At 64.1% G+C, this 12,752-nt stretch carries 5 protein-coding genes; 2 read left to right on the forward strand and 3 right to left on the reverse strand.

Going from position 1 to position 12,752, the window contains the following annotated elements; genetic code table 11:
* Nucleotides 1-18: 18 nt before the first annotated feature.
* The 3 genes from CRO75_RS04170 to aceK form a co-directional block, all read right to left on the reverse strand.
* Nucleotides 19-1,140 carry a beta-ketoacyl-ACP synthase III gene (locus CRO75_RS04170; RefSeq protein WP_097134511.1) on the reverse strand — a complete coding sequence of 374 codons (1,122 nt, stop codon included), beginning with the start codon at nucleotides 1,138-1,140 and terminating at the stop codon, nucleotides 19-21.
* Nucleotides 1,141-1,480: 340 nt separating this feature from the next.
* Nucleotides 1,481-5,392, reverse strand: a complete 3,912-nt coding sequence (hrpA, locus tag CRO75_RS04175; protein ID WP_097134512.1) for an ATP-dependent RNA helicase HrpA — start codon at nucleotides 5,390-5,392, stop codon at nucleotides 1,481-1,483.
* A 221-nt stretch (nucleotides 5,393-5,613) separates the two neighbouring features.
* The gene (gene aceK, locus CRO75_RS04180; RefSeq protein WP_097134513.1) at nucleotides 5,614-7,335 is read right to left on the reverse strand and encodes a bifunctional isocitrate dehydrogenase kinase/phosphatase; all 1,722 of its coding nucleotides are present in this window, start codon (nucleotides 7,333-7,335) and stop codon (nucleotides 5,614-5,616) included.
* A gap of 199 nt (nucleotides 7,336-7,534) precedes the next feature.
* Here aceK and CRO75_RS04185 point away from each other — a divergent pair, with 199 nt between their 5' ends.
* Complete coding sequence (locus CRO75_RS04185) at nucleotides 7,535-8,449, forward strand: DMT family transporter (RefSeq protein WP_097134514.1); 915 nt, start codon at nucleotides 7,535-7,537, stop codon at nucleotides 8,447-8,449.
* Nucleotides 8,450-9,157: 708 nt separating this feature from the next.
* Nucleotides 9,158-12,604: an autotransporter domain-containing protein gene (locus CRO75_RS04190; protein ID WP_097134555.1), complete on the forward strand. Its 3,447-nt coding sequence runs from the start codon at nucleotides 9,158-9,160 to the stop codon at nucleotides 12,602-12,604.
* Nucleotides 12,605-12,752 lie beyond the last annotated feature (148 nt).

Genomic DNA, 12,752 nt, shown 5'->3' on the forward strand with positions numbered 1-12,752 from the left:
CTGCGATCCATAAGACTGTCAACGCTTGCGCAGAAGCACACTGCCAATCGAATAACCGGCGCCGAACGAGCTGAGCACCGCCAGCGAGCCGCCGGGCAGGTCATCCTGGTTCTTGTGGAACGCGATCACCGAACCGGCCGAACTGGTGTTGGCATAGGTGTCGAGAATCACCGGTGCCTCCTCTTCGGTGGCCTCGCGGCCCAGCAGCTTCCTGACGATCAGGTGGTTCATGCTGAGGTTGGCCTGGTGCAGCCAGAAACGCTTCACGTCGCTGACGTTCAGCTGGTTTTCCTGCAGGTGCTCGGCGATCAGTTCCGCCACCATCGGGCAGACGTCGCGGAACACCTTGCGGCCTTCCTGCACGAAGAGTTTGTCCGGCGCGCCGATGCCCTCTTCCGCGGCGCGGTTGAGGAAGCCGAAGTTGTTGCGGATGTTGTTGGAGAACTTGGTCAGCAGCTTGGTGCTGATGATGTCGAACTGGTACGGCGAGGTGGCCAGGTCGGCCCGTTCGATAATCACCGCGGTGGCCGCGTCGCCGAAGATGAAGTGGCTGTCGCGGTCACGGAAGTTCAGGTGGCCGGTGCAGACTTCCGGGTTGACCATCAGGATCGCCCGGGCCTGGCCCAGTTGCACGCTGTTGCAGGCCGCCTGGATGCCGAAGGTGGCCGAGGAGCAGGCCACGTTCATGTCGAAACCGAAACCTTCGATGCCCAGGGCTTCCTGGACTTCGATGGCGATGGCCGGGTAGGCGCGTTGCAGGTTGGAGCAGGCGACGATCACCCCGTCGATGTCCGCGGCGGTCTTGCCGGCGCGTTGCAGGGCCTGTTCGGCGGCGCCGATGGCCATCTGGCAGAGCACCGACCACTCGTCGTTGGAACGCTCGGGCAGGCGCGGGGCCATGCGCTGCGGATCGAGGATGCCGTCCTTGTCCATGACAAAGCGGCTTTTGATGCCGGAGGCCTTCTCGATGAAGGCCGCGCTGGATTCGGTCAGGGCCTGAACCTCGCCGCGCTCGATCGCTTGCGCGTTGTCGGCGTTGAACTGATGCACGTAGGTGTTGAAAGACTCCACCAGCTCTTCGTTGGAGATGCTGTTGGCCGGGGTGTACAGGCCAGTGCCGCTGATGACGACGTTATGCACGGTCGTTCCTCTATTCTGTTCAGGCAGAAGGTATTGGCACCGTCGTACCAAACCGTAAATGGTCTATCCCGACTGGCGGAATAGGACCTGACATCGCTTTATTCCGCTTTGCCCGGGCGGCGAACGCTCAAAACCGCGGGGCCGGCATTTATAACGGCGAAGTTTGCCATAAACGCCGGCGTTTGGCCCCATCGGCAAGCGTAATCGCCCCCATCACAGATCGCTGTAGCCGCTGCCGCAGGCTGCGATCGACCTCGAAGAGGGCGTGCCCTTGAGATCGCGGGAAGGTCCTGCGGACCTTATCGCAGCCTGCGGCAGCGGCTACAGGGAGGGCAAGAAATCAGGCTTCCACCTGGCTCCACTGTTTGTTCAGGCGCTTGTCGGAAATCGGCGCCTTGGTGCCCAATTGCTGGGCGAACAGCGAGACCCGGTATTCCTCCAGCCACCAGCGGTACAGCTCCAGCTGCGGGTCGCGCTTGCCTTCCTGGGCATGTTTGCTCGCCCGCGCCTGGTACTGGTTCCACAGGCCGGCCAGCTCAGTACTCCAGACCCGATCCTTCTGCACCTGGCTGCCGAGTTTCTCGAAACGCAACTCGACGGCCTTGAGGTAACGCGGCAGTTCCTTGAGCCACTGCGCCGGGGTCTCGCGGACGAACCCTGGGTACACCAGGTGGCCGAGCTGCGACTTGATGTCGTTGAGCGCCACGGCCTGGGCCAGGTCGATCTTGCCCTTGAAGCGCTTTTGCAGGCCATGCCAGAGCTTGAGGATCTCCAGGGTCAGGCGCGCCAGGCGCTCGGCGTGCTCGGTCCAGCTGCCGCGCTTGCGCTCGGCCAGCGAGGCCAGGCCGGCGCCATCGCGCGGCAGGCTGTCCTCGCCGTCCAGCACGCAGCTGTCGAGGCTGGCCAGCAGGATGTCTTCCACCAGGGCATCGACGCGCCCCAGTTCGCGATACAGCAGGCCCAGCTCGGTCAGCCCCGGCAACTTGTTGCGCAGGAACTTGGCCGGCTCGGCCAGCTGTTGCAGCAACAGGCGCTGCAAAGCGCGGCGATGCTGGAACTCGGCTTCGGCCGGAGTGGAGAAACGCCCCTCCTTAACCGTGCCACCCTCTTCCACCAGCGCCGGATACACCGTCATCGACAGCCCGGCGATCTTCTGCTGGGTTTTCTCCGCCACCGCGGCGAACACCTTGGCTTCCACCGGCTGCTGGCTTTTCGCGGTTTGCGGCACGGCCAGGGCGGCCTGGCTGGCCTCGGCGAAACGCGCGGTCAGCTCGGCCAGGTCGCGGCCTTCGCCGAGGAACTTGCCCTGGGCGTCGACGATTTCCAGGTTCATCCGCAGGTGGCTTTCCACCTGTTGCGCCGACTCGGCCCAGGCCTCGTCGCTGACCCGCGCCCCGGTCATGCGCAGCAGTTCGCGGCCCAGGGCCTGGGACAGCGAGCCCTGGGCGAAATCGATACGCGCCAGGGCCGCCTTGACGAAGTCCGGCACCGGTACGAAGTTCTTGCGCAGCGCCTTGGGCAGGTTGCGCACCAGGGCGATGCACTTGGCTTCCACCAGCCCCGGCACCAGCCATTCCAGGCGCTCGGCGGGCAAGGCCGGCAGCAGCGGCGCCGGCACCCGCAGGGTCACGCCGTCCCGTGGATGGTTGGGCTCGAAGTGGTAACTCAGGGCCAGTTCCAAATCGCCGATCTGCAGGGTGTCCGGGTACTGCATGGCGGTGACTTCGCTGGCCTCGCGGGCCAGCACGTCTTCCTCGCGCATGATCAGCAACTGCGGGTCTTTCTGGCTATGCACCCGGTACCAGCTGTCGAAGGTCGCGGTCTGGTGGATCTCCGCCGGCAGGCGCGCGTCGTAGAAGGCGAACAGGGTTTCCTCGTCGGCGAGGATGTCGCGGCGCCGGGCCTTGGCTTCCAGTTCGTCGAGCTGCTCGAGCAGCCGCGTGTTGGCACTCAGGCACTTGGCTTTCGACTGGATCTCGCCACGCACCAGGCCCTCGCGGATAAACAGCTCGCGCGACACCACCGGGTCCACCGGGCCGTAATGCACCGGGCGACGACCGACCACGATCAGGCCGAACAGGGTGATCTGCTCGTAGGCCACCACCTGCCCGCGCCTCTTCTCCCAATGGGGTTCGAAGTGGTTTTTCTTGATCAGGTGCCCGGCCAACGGCTCGATCCAGTCGGCGTCGATCTTCGCCACCATGCGCGCGTAGAGCTTGGTGGTTTCCACCAGTTCGGCGGTCATCAGCCATTGCGGGCGCTTCTTGCCGATCCCCGACGACGGGTGAATCCAGAAGCGCCGCTGGCGGGCGCCGAGGTAGTCGCCCTCCTCGGTCTTCTGGCCGATCTGGCTAAGCAGGCCGACCAGCACCGCCTTGTGCAGCTTCGGATAATCGGCCGGCTCTTTGTTCAGGCTCAATTGCAGGTCGCGGCAGATCAGGCTCAGTTGGCGATGGGAGTCGCGCCACTCGCGCAGGCGCAAGTAGTTGAGGAAATTCTTGCGGCACCAGTTACGCAACGGACTGGCGGTCAGCGCCTGGCGCTGCTCTTCGAAGCCGCGCCACAGGTTGACCAGGCCGGCGAAATCCGAGTCGGCGTCTTTCCATTGCGCGTGGGCCTGGTCGGCCGCCTGCTGGCGCTCCGGCGGCCGCTCGCGCGGGTCCTGGATCGACATGGCGCTGGCGACGATCAGCACTTCCTGCAGGCTGCCCAGCTTCGCCGCTTCCAGCAGCATGCGGCCCATGCGCGGGTCCACCGGCAGGCGCGCCAGCTGGCGGCCCAGCGGCGTCAGCTGGCTGTTGCGATCCACCGCCGAGAGCTCTTGCAGCAGGTTGAAACCGTCGCTGATGGCCTTGCCATCCGGCGGCTCGATAAAGGGGAACGCGGTGATTTCACCGAGGCGCAGATGGAGCATCTGCAGGATCACCGCCGCCAGGTTGGTGCGCAGGATTTCCGGGTCGGTGAATTCCGGACGGCCGTTGAAATCCTCTTCGCTGTACAGGCGCACGCAGATGCCCGGCTCGACCCGGCCGCAGCGGCCTTTGCGCTGGTTGGCGCTGGCCTGGGAAATCGCCTCGATGGGCAGGCGCTGGACCTTGGCCCGGTAGCTGTAGCGGCTGATGCGCGCGGTGCCGCTGTCGATCACGTAGCGGATACCCGGCACGGTCAGCGAGGTCTCGGCGACGTTGGTCGCCAGCACTACCCTGCGGCCCGGGTGCGACTGGAAAATCCGCTGCTGCTCGGCCGGCGACAGGCGCGCGTACAGCGGCAGGATCTCGGTGTGCTTGAGCTGGGCCTTGCGCAGCATTTCGGCGGCGTCGCGAATCTCCCGCTCGCCCGGCAGGAACACCAGCACGTCACCCGGGCTACGGCGCTCGCTGCGCTCATGGGCGGCGACTTCATCGAGGGTGGCGAGGATCGCCTGGTCCACCGTCAGGTCGTCCTCGACCCGGTTGCCCTCTTCGTCCTGCTCCAGGGTCAGCGGGCGGTACCAGGTTTCCACCGGGAAGGTGCGGCCGGAGACCTCGACGATCGGCGCATCGTCGAAGTGCCTGGAGAAACGCTCCAGGTCGATGGTCGCCGAGGTGATGATGACCTTGAGGTCCGGGCGCCGCGGCAGCAGGGTCTTCAGGTAGCCCAGCAGGAAGTCGATGTTCAGGCTGCGTTCGTGGGCTTCGTCGACGATGATCGTGTCGTAGCGTTCCAGGTAGCGGTCGTTCTGGGTTTCCGCCAGCAGGATGCCGTCGGTCATCAGCTTGATCAGGGTGTTGGAATCGCTCTGGTCTTCGAAGCGCACCTGATACCCCACCAGGGCACCCAGCGGCGTCGCCAGCTCTTCGGCGACCCGGCTGGCGACGCTGCGCGCGGCGATCCGCCGGGGCTGGGTGTGGCCGATCAGGCCGTGCTGGCCGCGACCGATTTCCAGGCAGATCTTCGGCAACTGGGTGGTTTTGCCCGAGCCGGTTTCGCCAGCGATGATCAGCACCTGGTGCTTTTGCAGCGCCGCCTTGATCTCGTCGCGCTTGGCGGCGATCGGCAGGCTGTCGTCGTAGCGAATCGACGGCACGCTGGCGCGCCGCGTCAGCACCTGGGCGCAGGACGCCTGCATGCGCTCGACCCACTGCCCAAGCTTGGCCTCGTCGGGCTTCTTGCGCAGCTCAAGCAGCTGCCGACGCAACCGGTGGCGGTCGGCGAGCATGGCGTGGTCGAGGGTTTTCAGCAGTTGGTCGATTGCAGGCGATTCGGAAGTCATCGGGTACGCAAGGGTCGTCTTATTTATGCAGGGGGCGGATTGTCGCAGATTTAACGAGCGAACGAGATCCTTGTAGCCGCTGGCGCAGCCTGCGTTCGGCTGCGAAGCCGCCGTAAACCTGCTTCCCGCGTATTGCTGATGTACCGCGAGCAGCGGTTTTGCGAGGACTTCGTCCCCGGACGCAGGCTTCGCCAGCGACTACAGGCGCGCGCGGCGCTGGCTTATTCGCTGTCCCGGTCCTTGCGCCGGTACGGGAACACATCGATCACCTTGCCGGCGCGAATGGCCTCCTGCAGGCCTTTCCAGTAATCGGCGTTGTACAACTCGCCGTGTAACTGATCGAACAGCTTGCGTTGCCCGGCGTCGGCGAACAGGAACGGTGGGAACTCCTCGGGGAACACGTCCAGCGGGCCGATGGAATACCAGGGCTCGGAGGCCATCTCGTCCTCCGGGGTACGCGGCGCCGGAATGTGGCGGAAGTTGGCTTCGGTAAGAAAACAGATCTCGTCGTAGTCGTAGAACACCACCCGGCCATGGCGGGTGACACCGAAGTTCTTCAGCAGCATATCGCCGGGAAAGATATTGGCCGCGGCCAGCTGCTTGATCGCCAGGCCGTAGTCCTCCAGCGCCTCGCGCACCTGGGCCGGGTTGGCGTTATCCAAGTAGAGGTTGAGCGGTGTCATGCGCCGCTCGGTCCAGCAGTGGCGGATCAGCACCGTATCGCCCTCCACCGACACCGTGGACGGCGCGACTTCCAGCAGTTCCGCCAGGCACGCGGGGTCGAACTTGCCCAGGGGAAAACGGAAATCGGCGAACTCCTGGGTATCGGCCATGCGCCCGACCCGGTCGACGCTTTTCACCAGGCGGTACTTCTCGATCACCGTGGCGCGGTCGACGTTTTTCGACGGCGAGAAGCGATCCTTGATGATCTTGAACACGGTGTTGAAGCCCGGCAGGGTGAACACGCTCATGACCATGCCGCGCACGCCCGGGGCCATGATGAACTGGTCGTCGGTGTTGGCCAGGTGGTTGATCAGCGCCCGGTAGAACTCGGACTTGCCGTGCTTGTAGAAACCGATGGAGGTGTACAGCTCGGCGATGTGCTTGCCCGGCAGGATGCGCTTGAGGAAACCGATGAACTCCGCCGGCACCGGCACGTCGACCATGAAATAGGAGCGGGTGAAGGAAAAGATGATCGACACATCGGCTTCGTCGGTGATCAGCGCGTCGATCTGGATCCCCCGCCCTTCGCGGTGCAGCAGCGGAATCACCAGCGGCCACTGCTCGTCGTGGGTGTAGATGCGGCCCACCAGGTACGCGCCCTTGTTGCGGTACAGCACCGAGGAAAACAACTCCACCGCCAGCTCCGGGTCCTTGCACACCCAGTCCGGCAGGTTCTCCCGCAACTGCGACTCCAGGCGCCGCAGGTCGCCGGGCAGGTCGGCGTAGGCTTCGCTGAAGCTGTAGTCGACGAAGATCTGTTCGAGCATCGTCGACAGATGACCTTGCGGCCGGTAGGTGCGGGTCTGCGCGGCCCGGGCGCGGCGCAGGCTCGGCCGCGTGGTGTGGATGAACATGCAACCGTCGCTGATCAGGTCATGGCTGAACAGGCCGCAGAAGGCCGAGTTGTACCAGGTCTCGGACAGCTCATCGTCGAAGCGCAGGTCGATCAGGCTGATATAGGCGCTCTTCACCAGCGGCCACTGATTGACGTCGAGCAGGGTCTCCAGATCGAAGGTCGCGCGCAGCCGCTCCACGGTCTCGCTGACCTTTTCCTCGTATAGGTTGATCCGTGCCGCCGAGGCGGCCTGCGCCTCCTGCCACTGCGCCTGTTCGAAGCGCGCCCGCGCACCGTCGGTGATCTGGCGAAAATGCTCGCGGTAATCGTCGAAGCCATCGAGGATCGTTCGAGCGATATCGGCGGCGGGCCATTTCTGCGGCATGGTGAGACCTCTGCGGGAATTCGGAAAGGCCTGAGCTTAGCCAGTGAACCGGGTACAGGAGAAGTGCAATTTTGCGCAGATAGCGAAGGCGGCCACCCATTCAACCGCAAGATAGCGATTGCCCGCGCCCTATCTCTCGGCAACACTCTCGCCCTGCTGAAAAAAGGGCCGTTGAACGGCCTATTAAAGGAGTTGCGCCGTGAGACTTGTCGATACCCTGCGTTTGTTGTCCCTGGCCGCGATCTGGGGCGCGAGTTTTCTGTTCATGCGCATCATCGCTCCAGTGATCGGCAGCATTCCCACGGCCTTCTTTCGTGTCTCCATCGCCGCCACCGGCCTGTTGGTGATCCTCGCGCTGATGCGCATCAGCTGGGACTTCCAGGGCAAGTTCAAGACCGTGCTGCTGCTCGGCGTGATCAACTCCGGCATCCCCGCCACTATGTATTCGGTGGCGGCCCTGGTGCTGCCGGCTGGCTATTCGGCGATCTTCAATGCCACCACGCCGTTGATGGGCGTGCTGATCGGCGGGTTGTTCTTCCATGAAAAACTGACCCCGCCAAAAATCGCCGGGGTCAGCCTGGGCCTGTTCGGCGTGAGCATCCTGACCCGCGCCGGCCCCATGGCATTCGACCTGGAACTGCTGCTGGGCGCGCTGGCCTGCCTGCTCGCCACCACCTGCTACGGCTTCGCCGGCTTCCTCGCGCGGCGCTGGCTGGACCAGGCCGGCGGCCTCGACAGTCGCCTCTCGGCCCTGGGCAGCATGCTCGGCGCCAGCCTGTTCCTGCTACCGATCTTCGCCTACAGCGCCATCAGCCAGCCGCCCGCCAGCTGGGGCGGCTGGAGCGTCTGGCTGTCGTTGCTGGGCCTGGGCCTGGCCTGCACCGCCTTTGCCTACATCCTGTATTTCCGCCTGCTGAGCTCGATCGGCCCGGTCAAATCCATGACCGTGACCTTCATGATCCCGCCGTTCGGAGTGCTGTGGGGCGCGTTGCTGCTGGACGAGCCGCTGTCCATGGCTCACCTGTATGGCGGCGTGCTAATCGCCGCGGCCTTGTGGCTGGTCCTCAAGCCAGGGGCCCGGGTCGCCTCGCCCCGGGAACTGGCGGATCGTTGATCACATCGATTCCCCGGCATTGCGAGCGGTCCTGAAACATGGGCGCGCTCGCCACTTGCATGACAGTCTCGATCAGGCTTGAGCGGAATCGAACCGCATATCGGACACCGTAACTTCCGCCCTTCGGCAAAAGAACTTAAAACAATAAAAAATCATCACCTTCTAAAAACAGATACTGACCTCTCAACAGAAACATCCCCTCAAGCAAAAAAATCATTACCCCGCCGTCTTTATTCCCTCCCTTCTTTACCCCCTCGTCCAAACTCCATAAAACTTGAACACAATTCGCAAAAGAAGCCCGCGCCAGACAGTTCCACTGATAACAACAACGAACTAACCACAAACAACAAAGATTATTCTCGATCACCATAAAGATATTTCTGAAAAGTTTAAAAAAAGTTCCCAACCTCTCTCCCTACGTATATTCCCGCCTTCTTCTTTATTAAGTTACCGGCCCGTTCACAACTTCCCCGGACAACTTGATCAGTTATTCAACGCTTATGAACAGATCACTCAGGCCGCACTGTTACAGCACCGGTCCTATTGCACTTCATAGCCAGAAAACTCCTCTCCCGGCCAGGAAGCGCCTCGCGCCTCTGTGCAGCCATCGAACGCTTTCAACCCCCGGCGCGCGCCGCTGATCCATAGCGCACTCAACGCCATTTCCACCCCTCCGACCACACAGGCACCGCCTTGGAAAAGAAAACCATGACACCCCACAGCTTCAGACCCTCCAGCACCGCGCTCGCCGTCGCACTGGCATTGAGCTCCTTCGCCCCGGCCGTATTCGCCACGACGAACTGGACCGGAGACGCCCATCATTTTGTCTATGACGAGGACGGCAACGCCTATCGTGTCGACGACGGCAACGCCTGGGAAGACAGCGGCAACTGGAGCAACGGCGCTCCCGCCAGCAATGAGGCGGTCAACATCGACCGGCCGCTCGCCGGGCGCAACAACCAGGTCGCGCAACTGGACAGCGCGCGAACGGTCGGCAGCCTGAACGTCGGCACCGCCAACAATGGCCTGGGCCAGTTGAATGTCGGCGCCAACGGCAAGCTGAACATCGGTGACAGCTTCACCCTGGGCACCGTCCAGGGCTCCACGGGCAAGGCCACCTTCAACAACGGCGCGACAGTGAACAGCGGCGGCGACCTGATCGTCGGCAAAGGCGGATCGGCCGACCTGACCCTCAAAAACGGCTCCAAGGCCCGCTCCCAGGGCGACACCCTGATCGGCGCAGACCGCGGTGCTTCCGGCACCCTGATCGTCGACAGCGGCTCGACGCTGACCAGCGACAAGCGGCTGGTAGTCGGCGGCGCCGGCAACGGCACCCTGCAAATCAAGAACGGCGGCCAGGTCACCAGCCAGGACAGCATCATCGCCGCCGACCTGGGTTCCAATGGCAGCGCCAGCCTCGATGGCACCGACAGCCTGTGGAAGACCCTCGGCGACATGACCGTCGGCCAAGCCGGCAGTGGCTCGCTGCTGCTCACCAACGGCGCCAAGGTGCAGACCGCTGGCAACACCGTCCTCGGTGCACACAAAGGCTCAAGCGGTACGCTCAGTGTCGACAACAGCACACTGTCCACCGACAAGACGCTGCTGGTTGGCGGCGCCGGCAACGGCACCGTGGAAATCAAGAACGGCGGCCAGGTCACCAGCCAGGACGGCATCATCGGTGCCAACCAGGGCACCAATGGCAACGCCAGCATCGACGGCGCGGGCAGCCTCTGGGAAACCCTCGGCGACCTGACCGTGGGCCAGGGTGGTAACGCCAGCCTGGTGCTCGCCAACCAGGGCGTGGCCAAAGTAGGCAGCGGCATCCTGCGGATCGCCGCCGACGGCACCTCCAATGCCGCTCTTTATGTGGGAGCGACTAGCGACAAGGCCGCCGACGCCAAGGGCGCGGGCAAGCTGGAAGCCAAACGCGTAGTCTTCGGCCAGGGCCAGGGCCTGGTCCAGTTCAACCACAACGACCAAAACTACCAGTTCGATGCCGGCTTCGAAGGTCAGGGCCGCATCAATCACATCGCCGGGCAAACCGTGTTCAACGGTGACTCCAGCCACTTCACCGGCCAGTTGAATGTCAAAGGCGGCGAACTGCTGCTGAACAACGTCATGGCCGGGCAAGTACAGGTCGACAAGAACGCCAGCCTGCACATCGGTGCCTTCAACGGCAGCCAAGGCGAAGTGCTCAGCGACATCGGCAACGATGGCCAGGTGGTGTTCGATCGCAACAACCAGTACCAGTACGACCACGTCATCTACGGCAGCGGCTCGGTCGAGCAGCGCGGCACGGGGTCCAGCGTGCTCACCGGCGAAAACACCTACAAGGGCGGCACGCTGATCAGCAACGGCACCCTGCAACTGGGTGCCGGCGCGAATGGCGGCAACAGCGGTTCGATTCTTGGCGACGTGCAGATCGACGCGCCCGGCAGCCTGGTGTTCAACCGTGCCAACGGCTACACCTTCGGCGGCGCCCTCTCCGGCACCGGCACGCTCTATAAGCGCGGTGCCGGGCGCACCGAGCTGAGCGGCGACAGCTCGGCCTTCCACGGCCGCAGCCTCGTCGAATCGGGCATCCTCGCCGTCAACGGCAAGCTCGGCGGCTCGACCGACGTATATGACGGTGCAACCCTGGCCGGCAACGGCCAGGTCGGCAACGTCACCCTGCACAAAGGCGCGACCATCGCCCCCGGCAACTCCATCGGCACCCTGACCCTGGCCGGCGACCTCGACCAGCACAGCGGTTCGACCTTCCACGCCGAACTGCTGAGCACTGGGGCCAACGACCGACTGCTGGTGAACGGCGCGGCGCGGCTCGAGGACGGCAGCATCATCAAGGCGGACAAACTCGACAGCAAACGCTACGAGCTGGACCGTCGCTACCTGGTGCTGGCGACCGAGAAAGGCCTGAGCGGGCGCTACAAGCTGACGGGCGATACCTGGGTCTCGACCTTCTATGACCTGGTGGACAACTACGACAGCCACAACGCTTACCTGGATGTGCAGCAGACGCGCCTGTTCCAGGAAGCCGCCTTCACCCGCAACCAGCGGGCCACGGCCACCGCGGCACAAAGCCTGAAAGGCGCGGCCGTGCCGGCGCTGACGCCACCGGTGCACAACAAGCTGTTCGAGGCCATCGCCTATCTGCCCGATGACCACCAGGCTCGCGATGCCTTCGATCAACTGTCCGGCGAGTTCCACAACTCCACCCGTTCGGCGCTGGTCCAGGACAGCCGCCTGGTTCGCGACGCGGCGAACACCCGCCTGCGCTCGGCGACTGCCGCCCAGGCCCGTGACACCGCGAGCGACACTCACTCCGGCCTGACCCCGTGGATCACCACGCTGGGCAACTGGGGCGAAGTCAAGGGCGACAGCAATACCGCCAACCTGCGCAGCGACACCAAGGGTTTCCTGACGGGTGTCGATACCGCGGTCGGTGACAGCGGCCATGTCGGCGTGCTGACCGGCTACAGCCGCACCGAACTGAAGAGCTCGTCACGCGACTCCTCGAGCGACAACGACAACATCCACCTGGGTGTCTATGGCGGAACACAGGTCAGCGGCTTCGACCTGCGCGGCGGCATGGCGTACACCTGGAGCCGGATCGACGCCAAGCGTTCGGTGAACTTCGCCGGCTACAGCGACCACCTGAAGTCCAAGCATGACGCCAACACCCTGCAAGCCTTCGGCGAACTGGGCCGGCGCTTCGACCTCAGCCCTTCGGTACAGCTGGAACCCTTCGCCAACCTGGCCTATGTGCAGGTCAAGAGCGAAGGCTTCAAGGAACGCGGCGGTCCTGCGGCCCTGCGCGCCAAGCACGCGTCGGACGAGCAGACCTTCTCCACCCTGGGTCTGCGCGCCAGCGCCGACAAGCAGCTGGAAAACGGCAAGTTGCTCACTGTGTATGGCAGCGCCGGCTGGAAACACGCCCTGAACGGCATCACACCGTCCAACACCTACCGTTTCGACGGCAGCGATGCGTTCCGTATCGAAGGTGCGGCCTACTCGCGCAACAGCGCGGTGGTCGAAGCCGGAGTGGAAACCCGGGTGACTCCCGAGCTGAGCCTGGGCGCCGCCTACAACGGGCAACTGGGCAGCGGCGCCAGCGAACATGGCCTGAGCCTGAACGCCAGCTACCGCTTCTGACCCCGCCCTGATCACGCAGCGGCGGCCCCGCCGCTGCGTGTTGTGGATTGACCGGCAAGGTACACTTGCCGGTCTTTTTTTGCCTTTCGTCAAGGCATGCCTCCAGCAACAACAGGGGCATCCGTGACGGTCATTCAATACCCGGCGC

Source organism: Pseudomonas sp. LAMO17WK12:I10, assembly GCF_900215185.1.
GTDB classification, from domain to species: Bacteria; Pseudomonadota; Gammaproteobacteria; order Pseudomonadales; family Pseudomonadaceae; genus Aquipseudomonas; species Aquipseudomonas chlororaphis.